Genomic DNA, 16,644 nt, shown 5'->3' with positions numbered 1-16,644 from the left:
GTCCGAAGGAGCTTTTTCATTTTCTGCTACTTCATATGTTCTTCGTTCTCGTCATCTTTCTTCACCCTGTGCAGCATGATCGCACCGAATGCGGAGAGGATCATGAGAACCGCCCATATCCAGGTATGGGTGGAATCCCCGGTTTTCGGGTTATCCCTGTCATCATGATCCGGCTCTGTGCCGGATTCTGTCACGGTTTCCGCCGTGGTAGTTTCTTCGATATTGGTTTCGGTCTCCGAAGAGGTTGTTTCCGTCCGGCTTTCCGCAGTCTCATCCGGTGAGGTCGTACCTGCCGGATCTGTCTCTGTCACAATCTCTGTTGACTGCCCGGTCGGCATCTTCGGAGGACGTTTCGTCGGATCCGTCTCCTCCGGGTCATCGGAATCATGATGCCACGGTCTCGTCGGAGTGACAGGTGTTGTCGGACCGGACGGATCTGTCGGTGTCGTCGGCTGTGTCGGAACCGTCGGATCTTCATTTTTCCGGTTCTCAAACGCAGCTTCCGCCGTATCTCCCGCCGGGATCGTTCCGGATGTTCCGGTCGCTGTAACCGTATATCCGTCCCGCAAAGCGTCATCTGCCTCGGTCACTGTGTAGGAAAATCCTGCCGGGATCTCCTCAAACCGGTACTCTTCCCCGTCCTTTAAGGAAATCTCTGAAACTCCGTTCTCGAAATTCCCATCCGTGAATGTTGCAGCATCGATTCCCGTCTGTGATACACCTGACAGTGTGATCGTGAACAGGAATTTCCTGTTCCGCTCTCCGCGGTTTCCGGATACCGTTTTTTTCACGGCAAGACCGCCGCGGGCCACATTGGTGATCCTGCCGCCGTTTTCGGAACGATCATCGGAAGAGTAAACAGTGTCATATCCATTTACCGGATCCTCGGTTACCCAGTAGGTATATGCCCGTCCATCCGCATCATAGGATGGAAGATCCTCGTAGGTATATGTCCAGAGATCACCGTTCTTGACAATCACCGGCGCCACTCCGTCAACCGTTTCCTGTGACGTTTCTGCCGTCTTCCGGCACAATCTGACCATGATCTGTTCCGGTCTCTGTGACGTTCCGGCGTCAGTCCAGACCTTATCAAACACAAAGGTGTGCTCTCCGATCTTCGTATTGATGATCGTATCACGGTCTCCCGCATAAAGCGCATTGCTTCCCGTATAGACTGCATGGTAGCCCGTCACCGGCTCCTCAGTCACACGGTACTGATACTTCTCTCCTGCTATGGAATAAAGGTCGAGTCCGTCAAAACGGTAGGTCCATTGATCCGGATCCGTCGTCTGGTCCCATGTCAGGGACACAGTCGAACCGTCCGCATCGATGTCCACTTTTTTCCATGCATTCGAATCGGTACTGCGCTCCAGGATCAGACCGACTGTACCCGGACGCAGACCATCCGCATTCTTCTCATCCTTCCAGACCTTTGTGCCTGAAACAGATGTCAGCGGAATGTTGTAGATCGTCTGCTTCCATGTTCCGTCCGCCGCAGCTTCCACTGCGCCGTACTCTGCGCGGTATCCTGTCACAGCCGGATCATTTACTTCTTTCGCATAGTAGCTGTAAACATCACCATCAGCGGAAGTTTCCGGAAGATCCTTCCACTCCGCCTCAAAGTGATTTGCCTCGTTCAGCTGGACCGTTGTTCCATCCACCGGTTCCTCCGTTTCGTTCTCTCCGGCTTTCCGGTATTTCCTGTGGAGACTCACGGTGACCTCAGCGGCACTCGGACTCGGTCCAACCCATTTTTTCGTCACTTTGAAGGAATTTTTCTTTGCGTTTACAAAGGTAAACAGGGATGCAGTCTGTCTGGTTCCGGCTGGATCAAATTCTGTATCCGTGATCGTCCTTTCCGTCTGTGCTATCTGGACGAACCCATCCGGCACGACTTCGATGACACGGTAAGAGATTGCCTTTCCGACCCGGAATGCCGGAAGATTCGTGATCTTAAACTTCCAGGAATCAAACTCCCAGTATGCTCCGTTGCCGGACGCATCCGCTGTTCCATCCATCGCATACGTCTTTGTCCCGACATCTGCCCACTTGTCCTCGTGGAGCTGATGATCTTCGTTGTCTTCTGCAACCTGGTGCTGGAGTTTCAGGGTGATCGGAGCATTTTCTGTTCCTCCCCACGTTTTCTCTACATAGAGAGTGATCTTCTTGGCCCCGTCATCCGGATCCGGATTCGTTTTCAGCGTGTTTGTCACCGTCGTTGAATCCGCCTGATCATTGTAGCTGACCTGGTAATCCGTTCCGCCTGTGAAGGTTCCTCCGTCATCAATCCAGGTCGATCCATCCCACCCGGTCAGTGGAAGTTCCCGCATCCGGTACTCGCACTCACCCGGGAGACCGGAGATCGATGTGCTCCAGCCATTACTCTCCGAAAGTGTCACAATGACCGGATTTCCACTGATCGTAAAGAGCTTCCAGTCTTCGTTTTCTCCTGCCCGGAAGAACAGGATCATCTGTGTCTGTACCGATCTCGTTCCGTAGGCATTGTCATTGTCACTCCATACCTTGGAAACTGAGAAGTCCTTCAGGTTTGTCTGGTTTGTGATCGTACTCGTTCCGGATGTCACCGTATCTGTGACAGACTGTAAAAGACCGGTTCCGGTAATCAGATAACTGCCGTCTGCCTGTCTGGTCACTGTCTGCGTAGCTGTGTCCGGTGTCTCACCGGGAACTGTATAGCTCACACCTGTCTCCACATACCGGTAATGCAGATAAACCAGTGTGCTATTTTCTTTCATGGCCGCCGGGAGCTTTACCGTTTTCCCGTTTTTCCATACAGCAGCATTGATCTTTCCTGTAAGTGACGGTGCTGCGATCCGCTCGCTCCAGTATGCAGACGGATTTTCTCCGTTTGCATTGAGGATCGCTGATCTCGCATTTCCATCCGTAAACAGAGCGTCCGCATCCATCCAGGAAGCGCTTCCGGCATCAAACGAAGCATCACTGGACGTCGCCGCCTGCAGCTTAAAGGAAGCTGTCAGGTCATATCCGAGATAGTCGTTCGTCACAGTTTTTCCTGCCTTGTCCGTCCACTGCTTCGTGAATTTTGCAGTCGTCTGTAAGGAGTTCGTGATCTCTGCTGTCTGGGACGGATTTCCCGTGCTGCCAAACTGGACACTGCCGTTTCCTGACGCCTGATAAGCCGCTGGTTTTTTCTCGCTGACGCGGTAGATCCACGGCATCCCGTTCGGCGCGTAACGGTCGAGTCCGCTCCAGATGTACTTCCACTGGTTGATCACAGACTTATCTTCCGTCGGCGTACTGTCCGTCACCGTTGTCCAGGCGATCGCATTCGACTGTCCAGGCTGTGCATCCGCTCTTCGCTCCAGTGTAAGCTCCAGCGTATCCGGTCTTGTCCCGAATTGATTGTTGAAGTCAGCCCAGTTTTTTGTTAAGACAAGCTGTACCTTGTCCTTTCCATCCTCCTGAGGCGTGTTCCATTTCCGGTTTGCAAACGTTGCTGCTGCCGGAATTTCTGTATTTCCTGCACTGCTGCGTCCGAAAAGTCCTGAGATCACCTGTCCGACTTTTGCCGCCAGAGACTCTGTGGTCATCCCATCTCCTTCTGACGCATTGGAGGCGGTCGCTGTTACATGCTCCACCTTGGTCCCTGCGTTCGAGGCAGTCGCAACCTGGTCAAAGGAAGTATAATCCCCCTTTACTGCCCAGGTGTCAAAGCCTTCCAGGAATCCGTCCTTGAGCTCCGTCACCGTGTACAGATAGTCCGTTCCGTTCGGCGCATAAAGATCCAGGTTGTCGAAGACACATTCCAGGGAAACCTGAGCTCCCGCCTGCGCCCCGGCAGCCTTATAGGCAGCCTGAACCTCCGCGGAAGAAAGGATCTTCACCTGTTTCGCAAACCCTGTATCCTCCACGACCTTCGATGTTCCATCCGCATAGGATGTATAGGATCTTGTCAGCTCAAACTTCACGGCCGGGAATGTCACCTTATCCCCATTTTGGGAAAGTTTCATGAGTTTCCGAACCTTCAGTTTTCCCTTCGGACCCTCGTAGGTATTCGTGATCACGTGGGAAGCTGTCGTGCTGCCGTCGTCATCTCTGACATAGAGCCCCATTCCTCCGACTGCTGCGTCTGCAGCCCCGGCAAGCAACTCCTTTCCGTCGGCACCTTTCACACTCTTCTCTCGCAAAATGTAGGTATATCTCTCTCCGTTTTCATCGTAACGCGGGAGTTCCTCCCCTTTTCCCGGAGTCTGGTCTTCAGAAACCGGAACAGTTTCTCCTGTGTTTCCGTCAGCAGCAAGCTGATACACATATTTTCCGATTCTGCTGATCTCGATCGGATAGGAACCGTCTGCGTTTTTTGTGATGGTTGTCCAGTCTTTGACGGTCAATTCTGAAATTTTCGCCTGATCAAGGACTCCATCCTGCCCCGGAGTTCCAAGATATCGGTCAAGCACAAATGTGATCTCCGGATAGTCTTTTGCCGGATAATTGTTTGGCAGGCTCTTATAGCTCTTGGATCCGAGAATTCTCGCATCTTTTAAGAGTGAGTTGATGATCGTTCCGTTCTCGATCAGGGCATACTTTCCCGCATAATCCGGAAGTCCATCACTTCCAGACTGGTCGATCGGGTTCAACACGACATTTTTCTCCGTTGGATCATACTCTGCAAAGCTCGTATCCCCCGGTTTTCCGACTCCTCCTGATGTTCCGATGATATCGGTCTTGTCCGCATTGCTCGCGCTCGGAACCGCATATTCCGCGATCGCATAATCGAGCGCATTGGAATCTACCTCCGTCCGCTCGAACGCATAATAATAGATCTCGTATCCTTGTGCATTGTACTTTGGAAGATTCCTGATTGTTGCAGTCCAATGCTGTTCATCTGAATCCTGATCGGTCTTGACCCACCGGTAATCCTTTACCACGACATCAGACGGGCTCAGTTCCTTTTTCAGATTTCCGTCTGCATCCGCTTCACGTTTTAAGATCGTCAGATAAATATCCGGGCGGGTATTCTGTTTTCTGGAATATGCATCATTCCATTGTTTTTTCCAATGAACCGTCTTGACTCCAGAAAGGCTGTTGCTAACGGTGACAACCTGATGGTCATTGCGCGTAACCTCCTGATTTTCCGGTGCATCCAGCGCAACCGTATATGTTTCCGAAGTGGTCCGGAGATATGTACTCCAGAGATCCCACAAATTGGATTCTATCACACCGGTAACAGGATTCTGAGCCGGGATCGTCTCAAGGATCGACTTTACATCCGAAACCTTCCGGTATACCGGAGTTTCCTCTTCCGTTCCCTTTGTCACCCACGCTTCTTTTACCTGATACCGGATGACCTGTCCTTTTGCATTGTACTTTGGAACCCCATAAAATGCATAGTGGTCACTTCTTATCACAGAATCGTCATTCTGACGGCTCTCCAGCGACATCGTCTGGACAGATTTTGCCGATTCCCGGCGATCTGAGTCGTAGATCGTTTCGACGTTGTGTCCATCCACCAGGATCGTATCTCCCGCATTTCCCGCATTTCTCGTGATCTGCCCACCGGAAGCGGTTCCGGCCGGATCATCAAAGTCAAGATACATGGACAGTTCCAGCGGAGCATCTGTATGCTGGGCATTGTATGTATCCAGTGCTTTTTTCATTGCATCTCGGAGCGCACCGCTTCCATCATTCCAGCGTTTTTCCACATCAATATCAATTTGAGCGATACGGCGGTTCTTCACAACAAATACTGGATCCTTTCCAATCGCTGTCTTTTCATAGGAGACTTCATAGCAGTGGTGCTTCAGGTCCACACTCCCGTAAGCTCCGTCGTAATCGGAAACACTTGAGATCTGTGGGTTTGTCACTGTAAACTGCGACTCTTCGCTATCCGTTCCGTAAATCTCTGTTTCCAGAATGTAGACATCATCTGCCTGGACTGTTCCCAGATCCACATAGGTATACCAGATAGATCCCGGTCCGAGGATGACAGGTAATCCCACCGGTTTCCCGGTTCCGTTCTGGTATGCCTGCACCGCAACATTTCTCCGGTGCTGGATATCTCCGTCATCCAGCCATTCTTTCATGACGAGGATGCGGTTATCATTTCCTGTTCCCACCGCATTTGTCAGCGTACTTCTATAATCCAGGTTTCCGTTGAACTTTTCCGTCCGGATGTCCGCTGCGTGATATCCATCCGGCTCTTCCTCAATCAGCATATATTCATACTGATGTCCGGAACGGTCAAATTCCGGAAGACCGTAGATCCGCACATGACTCCATGCAGACGGGTCCGCCTGTTCCGGCACACAGATCCCGATATTTTCACTGCCCTCATCGGTCGGAAAATCCGTGATCCTCCCGCCGTTTTCGGTCACTTCAAATGTCAGGTAAGCATTTCCCGCTATCATATCTGCAACCGATGTTCCGCTGTAGAGACGATACAGGCGGAATTTCAAGGTTGCGCCCGCGGGTGGATTTCCCTCCCAGTTCTTGACAACATCGTAGTCGACCGTATCCTTGATCCGGTTTACGATCACCGTTCTGTTTTCCGCATCGGAAGCACTTGCAGTCTCACAGATCGACTCATATGCCACCTGGCGGCCATTCTGAGTGAGGGTAAACGTTCCGTTTTCAGAGCCTTCCGGATATTCGATCTCCCGTCTGATTCCATTCTGGGTGATCTCCCGCTCCACAAAGCGGTACTCCAGCTCATTTCCGTAAATATCATATTTCGGCATGGTTCTGCTTCCGCTTCTGGTGACATTGACCGCATTGAAACCGTCCAGTGACAGCTCCTCTCCCGGAACTTCCGTCCACGCTCCGGCAGGCGTCACCGTATTTCCATCCGGGTCTTTCTGCTCTTTGATCCTGGACTGCAGTCCAAACGTTACCTTTACGTCCTGGAGGTTTTCCTGGAATGCGGCCGCTTCCCATGTTTTGGATACTGGCACTGTGACAGTATCGATTTTACGGTTATAGAGCGTTCCTCCATCGTAGAGATAAATGTTATTGACATCTGCACGTTTTCCGTCTTTGTTTTCCGTGCTTACCCTCGTTCCGTCTCCCTTGATAAATACGTCGTCATAATAACCAGTCTGGTCATTGTACGCTCCGAACAGCTGTTCATAGCCTCTGCTGTCATCATTTGTGAAATATTCTTTTGTAACATACGCATAAGCATATCCGTCCGTATCATACTTCGGAAGTGTCTTTTCACCATTTTCCCCATAGCCGAACCGAATCTCCTGGGTATTATTTTCCGGATGTCGGTCCAGAGGCAGGCTCATTGTCTTTCCGTCTTCCCCATACACCGGAGCTGCTTTCGTGTAGTCTTCATGTCTTTGCGGATAACGCCAGAGTTCAAACTCTCCCTCTGGTCTCTCGTCCTCCGAGACATCCGTACGATTTTCCGCCCAGATCTTTGTCGCCTCGTATCCTCTCGTTCCGGTAAGTGTCAGGACCAGAGTTCCTCCGCTGTAAAGCCTGTCGGTCCGCTCCTGATATCCCACAGTTGCAGAGTTGTCGTAGGAGATCTGGATATAGTCTCCCTCTTCCATGCCATCCACACGGAAACGGTTTAACGGGTTTCCGTTCTCGTCGGTATCTCCGGCCCACTCGATCGTATACACAAATGGATTCCCATCCAGATTATACCGCCAGCCCATATCGATCACATATTCTCCGTCACCTTTTGCATTCCTGTCTCCGATCAGTTTCAGAGTTCCGTTCTCCAAAAGGTCGTCAATCCTTACGACTTCTACCGGATTTTCACTCACCTGACCTCCGGAAGTCACTTGATAAATGCACAGTTTAAAGTATCTTGCCGCTTCATCCTTTGTGATATCGTAATAATCGGTATATCCCTGGCGGATATCCGTCTTCAATATGACGGTCCTGCGGATCAGATAGTACCATCCGCACTGATCAACGGTCCCCTCATACTCACCAATATTGTCGTCATTGATTTCCTTCCGTTCATATCCGTCAACGGCAGGCTGCGACCATTTCCAGAGTACCCGGTATTCGCTTCCGTTTTTCACAACCGTGCTCGGAAGATTGCTGTATGAAATCTGCCAGGTGCTGTTCCCTTCATTTTTTGTGATTGCAGGCTGCGGCATTTCTGTCAGTCCGACACCCGCAAGAGATGCCCCCGGCTCCAGTTTTGTTCCGTCGCCGTCTCCCCAGTCCGCATCCTGCGCAACCAATTTATAGGAGAGTTCCGGCATGATTTCCGAAGGCCGGATTCCTTCATCGTTATTTCCGTTGTCGATCCAGAATACCGTCTGCGGACCGAGCACAGCCTGTCTCCGGAGAACGGTCACACCCCCTCCGGCAGCTCTCGAAATCCGGATCACAGCCTCTGCGTCTGCTCCGCCTTCCGCACCGGCGCGGAGCGTGATGCTTCCCTTTAACACTTCTGCATCTTCCGTTGCCCGGAGACGTTCTTTTTCATTCCCCGTAAGCAGTTCCAGAATTCCCTGCTTCTCCTGCTTTTTTGCCCAGACCAGACTGTCCGGATCGATCTTCAGCTGAAAATCGACCGTCTTTTTCACAACCGCGATTGAATCGTCATCTCCGGTTTCATCGCTCTCCACAGACTTATCCGCTGTGTCTGAGACCGGAATGATCCGGAACTTCAGTGTATCTCCATCTGCAGAAAACTCTGTCACCTTCATTTCCGAAGAAAGTCCCACGATCTCTGCCAGTTTTTTCCCACTGTCATCTCTGTAAAGTGCATTGCTGGATGTCGCCGCAGCCTTTGGGAAGGAAAGATCTCCATTCAATGTCACGGACGCATGATACGTAAGGCCGGCATCCGGCAGCTTCATTTCAAAGACTGCATCCGGATTTTCGACTCCGTCCACACAAGCGAGTTTCTCCTGCGCAGCACTGACTTCCGGCACTGCAGTTTCCGTCAATTCTACCGCAAGAAAACGGATCGGTACCGTCTCGATACTGATCTTGATCCCATTCTCATCCGTCATGATGTTTTTCGTATTTCCCGATGCAGAGGAATTGGACGCTGTGCTCTTCACCGGATCTGAATCTGTATACCGGCTGTCGCTCTTTCCATTGTAGGAAAGGATCACATCTGTCTCTGAATCCACATCGATCGTCTGATCATCTGCTGATTTCGGCATGCAGACTGTAAATTTTTCCTCCAATGTGTGGCTTTCAACTGTTCCCTTCAGGGAGAGAAGCCAGAAATTCCAGTCCCCTTCCGGTTCTTTTTCCAGTGTCCACACATGATCTCCATGTTCATAGGTCAGAACTCCGTCCTCATTCTTCGTGAACTCGACGAATGCCGCTGCCTCCTCCTCTGTCAGGCGGATCTGCAATCCTACATCTTCCACCTGCGCCGGATCAATTTCCACCTTTAGCGTTATCTCGCCATTCTCGCCGGAAGGCACCTCTTTCTTTTGAGGTTTCCAGCCCACTGTTATGGCGGGTTTTTCCGCTGCAAAACCTGCATCAGCTCATCCACAGGCACAAGCGAAAAAACCATCAGAAATACGAGCAGAAGACTGATCCAGCGTCTGCCCATCTTTTGATAGATCCCCATCTTATTTTCACTCCTTTGCAAAGTATCTGCCTTTCTCTTCCCTTTGCAAAGCTTTTTCATTTCCCCATAGCAACAGGCAGCGTCCTCTTTACAGACATTGCCCGTTTAACTGTTCTTATCATACTCTTTTCGTTTAAAAAAAGTCAACATCTTCTGTATGCCAAGAAGGATTTTTTCCGATATTTTCTTCATTTTTATTCGTATTTTGCAGGTTTTCCGTGAGGCGGAATAAATTCAGTAAACCGCTTTCTATGACTGTCCGCATCTGTGCATACATTTCCACTGTAAACAAACAAATGAAAGCAGCCCTCCATGGACCTGCCAGATCCATAGAGGGCTGCTTTATCATCTAAAAAGCCGTATGCCGTTCGTTGCCGGGTTTGTCCGGGAAAAAATAAGCCGCACAGTCCCGTATTTCAGGACCATGCGGCTTATAAACGTCTGTATCGGAATACAAACTTTTATTATTTGCCCATCTGTTTTGCAACTTCCTCAGCGAAGTTCTCTTCCTTCTTCTCAAGACCTTCACCAGTCTCGAAACGAACGAAGCTCTTAAGCTCGATGTTAGCGCCATTCTCTTTTGCAACCTGAGCTACGTACTGAGCTACGGACTGCTTGCCGTCCTCTGCTTTTACGTAAACCTGGTCTAAGAGGCAGATCTCTTTCATCTCTTTGTTGATACGTCCCTGGATCATACCCTGGATAACCTTCTCCGGCTTGGATGCTTCCTTCGGATCGTTCTGGATCTGAGCCATAAGGATGGATTTCTCATGCTCGATGAAGTCTGCGCTTACTTCATTACGGCTTGTGTATTTCGGATTAAGAGCTGCAACCTGCATGCAGACGTTCTTAGCCATCTCTTTAACAGCGTCATTTACAACGTCTGTCTGAACGTCAAGAAGAACACCGATTCTTCCGCCGGCATGGATATAGGAAGCAACGAAACCGTTCTCCTCTGTAACCTGTTTGAAACGACGGATGCTCATGTTCTCGCCGATGATGGAGATCTGGGAGGAAAGAGCTTCCTTAACAGTAAGGCTCTCGTCTGCTGCCCACTTCTCATCCATGAATGCATCCATATCTGCTGCTGTTGTTGTAAGAGCCTGAGCTGCAACCTGAGCAACGTATGCCTGGAACTTTGCATTCTTTGCAACGAAGTCTGTCTCAGCATTAACCTCAACGATAACAGCTTTCTTCTCGTCTGCTGTCATAGTTGTGTCAACGATACCCTCAGCTGCGATACGTCCAGCCTTCTTCTCTGCGCCTGCAAGTCCTTTTTCTCTTAAGAACTCAACAGCCTTGTCCATGTCGCCGTCTGTAGCTGCAAGAGCCTTCTTGCAGTCCATCATTCCAGCGCCTGTCATTTCTCTTAAATCTTTTACCATTTTAGCTGTAACTGCTGCCATGTTTCATTTCCTCCGAATCATATTAAAGAATCAAAATAAAACGTGTCTTTTCAGAAGAAGGTGCTGCCACTGACAGCACCTTCCGGATTCCTTATAACAACTTAAGCCTCTGCGTTCTCCTCAGCTGCTTCTGCTGCCTCAGCCTCGCCCTGCTTAGCCTCGATGACAGCGTCTGCCATCTTGGAAACGATAAGCTTAACGGCTCTGATAGCATCGTCGTTACCCGGAATTACATAGTCAAGTTCTTCCGGATCGCAGTTTGTATCAGCGATACCGATCAGAGTGATTCCAAGTGTGTGAGCTTCCTGAACACAGATTCTTTCCTTCTTCGGATCTACGATAAAGATAGCGTCCGGGATCTTCTTCATTTCCTTGATACCGCCAAGGTTCTTCTCAAGCTTCTCCCACTCTTTCTTTAACTCGATAACTTCCTTCTTCGGAAGAACGTCGAAAGTTCCGTCCTCAGACATCTTCTCGATTGCTTTTAATCTAGCGATTCTGGACTGGATGGTCTTGAAGTTTGTAAGCATACCGCCAAGCCATCTCTCGTTTACATAGTACATTCCGCAACGCTCAGCCTCAGCCTTGATTGCATCCTGAGCCTGTTTCTTTGTACCAACGAAAAGGATTGTGCCGCCCTCAGCTGCGATATCAGCAACTGCCTTGTAAGCCTCATCAACTTTACCTACAGATTTCTGAAGGTCGATGATGTAGATACCGTTTCTCTCTGTGTAGATGTACGGTGCCATTTTCGGGTTCCATCTTCTTGTCTGGTGACCGAAATGTACGCCGGCTTCCAGAAGCTGTTTCATTGAAATTACGCTCATGTTATTTTCCTCCATTTGGTTATTTACTTCCGCCTGCATCTCACTTCCACAACCACCTGAAAAACTCAGGCACCACTTGCAGAATCCGCAGACGTGCATAATATCAGCTTTTTCACTATATCATAAGTCAATTTCCCCTGCAAGTACTTTTTTATTATTTTTCCAACTTTTTTTGTGTCTTTTTTTGCGTCTCGCGTTACCCAGCGGTGAGCTTCCGGGCTGGTGTGCATGATCCGGGGATCTGGCTTCCTCTTAGCGCGCGGGAGCTCACCGCGTACCTTTCGCCAAGACACCTCAAAAGACATTCTCCCCTATTCCACCCAAAAAAGAGGCGCAGCCCTAAATCCCGCCGCACCTCTTTTTACATCTTCTTCAATTACAACCAAAACCACTTCTATCAGCTATTTCGCATTAACCGCCTTCAACGCCTTCAGCTCATCAAACACCACATCATTCAAAACTTTAATGTATGTTCCCTTCATACCCGAAGACCTCGACTCGATAACACCCGCACTCTCAAACTTCCGGAGCGCATTCACGATAACGGATCTTGTAATACCAACCCGGTCTGCGATCTTGCTGGCAACAAGAATTCCCTCGTTTCCGTCAAGCTCCTCGAAGATATGGGTAATTGCCTCCAGCTCGGAGAACGATAACGTGCTGATCGCAGATTTCACGATCTGTACCTTTCTTGTCTCCTCCGCGTTCTCCTCATTTACAGAACGCATCATCTCAAGGCCGACAACCGTAGTACCGTATTCGCAGAGAATAATATCATCGATATCATACTGCTCGTCGGATTTGTACATAAATAAAGTTCCAAGACGCTCTCCCGCAATATCGATCGGAGCGATGATCGCCTGGTATTTCTTCACGTTCTCCTCAGCGAAACCGAGAGTCGCAAGATTTACATTTTCCTTGGTGGAAAGGACACTTAAGAGGCGTTCGTTAAACATTTTATCGACATAGCCGCCAACTTTGTCCTCAATCAACTCATGGATCTCATCGACACCAGGACAGATGCTTACACCCAGGACTTTTCCTTTCTTGCTGATCACGAGAATGTTCGACAGCAAAATTTCGCTTAAAACTTTACAGATGTCGTTAAATACGACCTTGTGCGAATTGTTGTTGTGGAGCAGTTTGTTTATTTTTCTGGTCTTATCCAATAATTCAACACTCATTTCCGAAAACCTCCTTTACTTTCTGATATCGTACGAATAATATTTGATCGATTAAATTGTAACACGATATTTCCAGAATTTCAAGACTTTTTCGGATAATTAGGATAAATCGAAATAAATTGTCAAGTCCTTATCAATTTTTTGAAGTTCAAACTGTCTGAATTGTATCATTTGTAGCGATAATTATGCAGTTCAGTGCATTTATCGGCAAATTTCACTGTCAGAAGAGACATTTCACCTTTCCACACCAGCTGACCCGATGCCTGCATCTTCTTCCAAACATCCGCCGTATGCAGGTTTGATTCACAGCTCTTACAAGAAACATCCGGCAAATGTGTCTCGCACATCCCGCCAGAGCCTTTTTATCACTGCCGTTCATCCTGTAACCGGCAGCAGATTATTCAGTTGCAGTCTTTTCCTCTTCCTTTTCCTTCATCGGCATCACAAAACCGCACTGCTCATTTGCGCAGACGAGTTTGTTTCCTTTTTCCACCATGTAGCTTCCGCATTCCGGACATTTCTCAGTGGACGGTTTCTGCCAGGACATGAAATCACAGTCCGGGTTGGCCTCACAGCCGTAATACTTTCTGCCTTTTTTCGTCTTCTTGATGATGACTTCTTTTCCGCACTTCGGACACGGGATGCCGGTCTTCTCCAGATACGGCTTCGTATTCCGGCACTCCGGGAATCCCGGACATGCGAGGAACTTACCGTGAGGACCGTACTTGATGACCATCCGTCTTCCGCAGACCTCACAGATCTCATCCGATTCCTCATCCGCGATATGAACCGTCTCAAGCGTTCTCTGGGCCTCATCCACCGCTGCCATGAGATCCGGGTAGAAGTTTCTGACGATCGTCTTCCACGGGGTCAGTCCCTCTCCGACGCTGTCTAACAGGAACTCCAGGTTCGCCGTGAAAGCGATATCCACGATGCTCGGGAAGCACTGCTTCATGATCCGGTTGACAACCTCGCCGAGCTCAGTCACATAAATATTTTTATTTTCCTTCACCACATACCGGCGTGCAAGGATCGTTGTGATCGTCGGAGCGTAGGTACTCGGACGTCCGATGCCCTGTTCCTCCATCGCCTTTACAAGCGATGCCTCCGTATAGTGGGCCGGCGGCTGGGTAAAGTGCTGGGCATTTACAAGATCGGCAAGCTCCAGCTCCTCGCCCTTTTCCAGCTTCGAGAGGATCTGATTCTTCTCTTCCTTCTCATCCGCCTCGATATAGACAGACATGAAGCCGTCAAATTTCAGTCTGGACGCTGTCATCGTAAATTCATTTCCGCCCGCCATGATCTTAACAGAAGTCGTCTCATAGACAGCTGCAGACATCCGGCTCGCGGTAAACCGCTTCCAGATCAGCTGGTAAAGACGGAACTGATCTCTCGAAAGAGATTCCTTCACCTTGACAGGTGTCAGAGAAAGATTCGTCGGACGGATCGCCTCGTGCGCATCCTGGATCTTTCCGTTATTCTTCTTTGAATTCTCTCCCGTTGACAGATATGCTTCCCCATAGTTCTCAGCGATGAATTCGCCTGCCATCTTCTCCGCTTCCTCCGCGACACGGGTGGAATCGGTACGCAGGTAAGTGATCAGACCGACCGTGCCGTGTCCTTTCACATCAACGCCCTCATAGAGCTGCTGTGCGAGACGCATCGTCTTCTGGGTGGAGAAGTTTAACGCCTTGGACGCCTCCTGCTGCATGGTACTCGTTGTAAACGGAAGCGGCGGCTTCTTCGTGCGCTCACCGTTCCTGATATCATTTACGATAAATTTCTGTCCCTTTAAGGACTCTAACAGGGCATCCAGCTCGGCACGGCTCCTGATCTCTGTCTTTCCATCCTTATCTTTATGGAAATGGGCCGCTGCCGGCTTCTTTGTCCCCGGTGCTTTCAACATCGCATCGAGACTCCAGTATTCCTCCGGAATAAACGCGGAGATCTCCTCTTCACGGTCACAGATCATTCGGAGTGCCACCGACTGGACACGACCGGCACTCAGTCCGCGTTTTACCTTTTCCCAGAGGATCGGGCTGATCTTATAGCCCACGATACGGTCCAGGATACGCCGCGTCTGCTGGGCATCCACAAGATTCATATCGATATCTCTCGGTGCCTTTAAGGACGCCTTTACCGCGTTTTTCGTGATCTCATTGAAGCTGATTCGGTATACTTTTTTATCTTTTACCTCATCGAGCTTCAGCGCTTTCATCAAATGCCAGGAAATCGCCTCTCCCTCACGGTCAGGGTCAGTTGCGAGATAGATCTTATCTGCTTTTTTCACTTCTTTCCGGAGTTTCGCAAGGATATCGCCCTTGCCCCGGATCGTGATATATTTCGGTTCATAATCATTTTCCACATCAATTCCGAGCTGGCTCTTCGGAAGATCTCTTACGTGTCCGTTGGACGCGTCCACCTCATATGTGCTTCCCAGGAATTTTTTAATTGTTTTAACCTTTGCAGGAGACTCCACAATCACAAGACTGTTCGCCATATTTTTCACATCCTTCTGCAATCATTCCGCTTTATAATATTGATTCCCGGTTCCAAAAACAAGTCCCGCAAGCTCCAGCTTTAAAAGGGCTTCCATACATTCTGTCACAGAGAGTCCGCTCAATGCGGCGACCTCTTCCAGATGTCTGGGGCGCGAATCAACCGAAGCATACACCAAATTTTCGTTCTTGGCAAGCCTATTTTGTGAAAATTTATGAATCGTTAATTTTCTTTCGTATTTCATCCCGAGGAATTCCAGCACATCCGACGGGCTCAAAAGCAGGCTCGCACCGCCCTGGATCAGGCGGTTGCAGCCCCCGCTCAACGGGTCATTTGCACGTCCCGGAAGGGCGAAAACCTCCTTTCCCTGTTCTAAAGCAAAATCCGCTGTGATCAGCGATCCGCTCTTCTCCCTCGCTTCTATTATTATGACCGCGTCAGCAAGAGCGCTGATGATCCGGTTTCTCAGCGGAAAGTTCATTGCCACAGGGCGGGTCCCCGGGACGAACTCTGAGAGGATACCGCCGTTTTCCTCCATGGCATGAAAAATTATGTAATTTTCCCGCGGATAACAGATATTTACCCCGCATCCCAGAACCGCGTAGGTGGGTTTCCCGCGCTCGATCGCGCCCCTGTGGGCACAGCCATCCACTCCCGCCGCCATGCCGCTGATAATGTTGACTCCCGCATTGGCAAGTTCCCCGGCATAAAATCCGGCCGCCTCCTTCCCATATTCCGTGCAGGCTCTGGCGCCGACAATGGCAACCGCCGGGACCTCGTTTTCCGGAAGATTTCCCTTTACGAAAAGCGCCGCCGGGCGGTCTTTATATGGAAGGAAACGTTCCGGATAGTCTGTGTCTCCTTCAGCGATAAAGCGGATCCCCGTCCGTTCCAGCCCATAAAATTCCTTCAGCCATGCAGATTCCTGCTCTCTTGCCTGCAAAAAGACCGTCACGCGCTTCTCTGTGAGAACTCCCGCTTTTTGGATTTCCTGTTCCTTTGCCGTCCAGACCTCCTGATATGTTCCGAACCTTTCCCTTAACTTCCCGATCGTCGCACTGCCGAACCCCGGAACATGGCAGAGACAGTAAAACGCTTCCCGCTCGGTAAGTGTGTTGTAAGCCATGATCTTATGTACCCCTTTCCTTTCATTCATAGAACTGTTCCGCACCCAAAAAGTTCCG

General features: G+C 49.8%; 8 protein-coding genes. All 8 read right to left on the bottom strand.

Annotation, left to right across the window (positions count from 1 at the left end; all coding sequences use genetic code 11):
- Positions 1–26: 26 nt before the first annotated feature.
- Positions 27–9,419: a Cna B-type domain-containing protein gene (locus GPK90_RS19555; RefSeq protein ID WP_215702699.1), complete on the bottom strand. Its 9,393-nt coding sequence runs from the start codon at positions 9,417–9,419 to the stop codon at positions 27–29.
- Positions 9,420–9,421: 2 nt separating this feature from the next.
- The gene (locus GPK90_RS19390) at positions 9,422–9,544 is read right to left on the bottom strand and encodes a hypothetical protein (RefSeq protein WP_275950572.1); all 123 of its coding nucleotides are present in this window, start codon (positions 9,542–9,544) and stop codon (positions 9,422–9,424) included.
- 133 nt (positions 9,545–9,677) lie between these two features.
- Positions 9,678–9,875 (bottom strand): hypothetical protein, encoded by a 198-nt coding sequence (locus GPK90_RS08190; protein WP_215702698.1) that lies wholly within the window; start codon positions 9,873–9,875, stop codon positions 9,678–9,680.
- Between the two features lie 133 nt (positions 9,876–10,008).
- Entirely contained in the window at positions 10,009–10,950 is a 942-nt protein-coding gene (gene tsf, locus GPK90_RS08185; protein WP_215702697.1) for a translation elongation factor Ts, read from the bottom strand.
- 101 nt (positions 10,951–11,051) lie between these two features.
- The gene (gene rpsB, locus GPK90_RS08180; protein ID WP_147557269.1) at positions 11,052–11,777 is read right to left on the bottom strand and encodes a 30S ribosomal protein S2; all 726 of its coding nucleotides are present in this window, start codon (positions 11,775–11,777) and stop codon (positions 11,052–11,054) included.
- Between the two features lie 401 nt (positions 11,778–12,178).
- Positions 12,179–12,961 (bottom strand): GTP-sensing pleiotropic transcriptional regulator CodY, encoded by a 783-nt coding sequence (gene codY / locus GPK90_RS08175; protein ID WP_118296924.1) that lies wholly within the window; start codon positions 12,959–12,961, stop codon positions 12,179–12,181.
- Positions 12,962–13,358: 397 nt separating this feature from the next.
- Positions 13,359–15,461 (bottom strand): type I DNA topoisomerase, encoded by a 2,103-nt coding sequence (gene topA / locus GPK90_RS08170; protein ID WP_215702696.1) that lies wholly within the window; start codon positions 15,459–15,461, stop codon positions 13,359–13,361.
- 21 nt (positions 15,462–15,482) lie between these two features.
- Positions 15,483–16,616, bottom strand: coding sequence for a DNA-processing protein DprA (gene dprA, locus GPK90_RS08165; protein WP_252197392.1), 1,134 nt, complete (start codon positions 16,614–16,616; stop codon positions 15,483–15,485).
- Positions 16,617–16,644 lie beyond the last annotated feature (28 nt).

The organism is Clostridium sp. MCC344 (assembly GCF_018785365.1).
Taxonomy (GTDB): domain Bacteria; phylum Bacillota; class Clostridia; order Lachnospirales; family Lachnospiraceae; genus Pilosibacter.
Note: the sequence above shows the minus strand (reverse complement) of the source record. Positions and strands in the feature narration are given on the sequence as shown.

What these genes read in the sequence shown, in the direction of transcription:
- GPK90_RS19390 (WP_275950572.1), bottom strand. Translation starts at nt 9,544, where the DNA reads ATGGGGATCTATCAAAAGATGGGCAGACGCTGGATCAGTCTTCTGCTC.
- GPK90_RS08190 (WP_215702698.1), bottom strand. Translation starts at nt 9,875, where the DNA reads ATGGATCTGGCAGGTCCATGGAGGGCTGCTTTCATTTGTTTGTTTACA.
- tsf (WP_215702697.1), bottom strand. Translation starts at nt 10,950, where the DNA reads ATGGCAGCAGTTACAGCTAAAATGGTAAAAGATTTAAGAGAAATGACA.
- rpsB (WP_147557269.1), bottom strand. Translation starts at nt 11,777, where the DNA reads ATGAGCGTAATTTCAATGAAACAGCTTCTGGAAGCCGGCGTACATTTC.
- codY (WP_118296924.1), bottom strand. Translation starts at nt 12,961, where the DNA reads ATGAGTGTTGAATTATTGGATAAGACCAGAAAAATAAACAAACTGCTC.
- topA (WP_215702696.1), bottom strand. Translation starts at nt 15,461, where the DNA reads ATGGCGAACAGTCTTGTGATTGTGGAGTCTCCTGCAAAGGTTAAAACA.
- dprA (WP_252197392.1), bottom strand. Translation starts at nt 16,616, where the DNA reads ATGAATGAAAGGAAAGGGGTACATAAGATCATGGCTTACAACACACTT.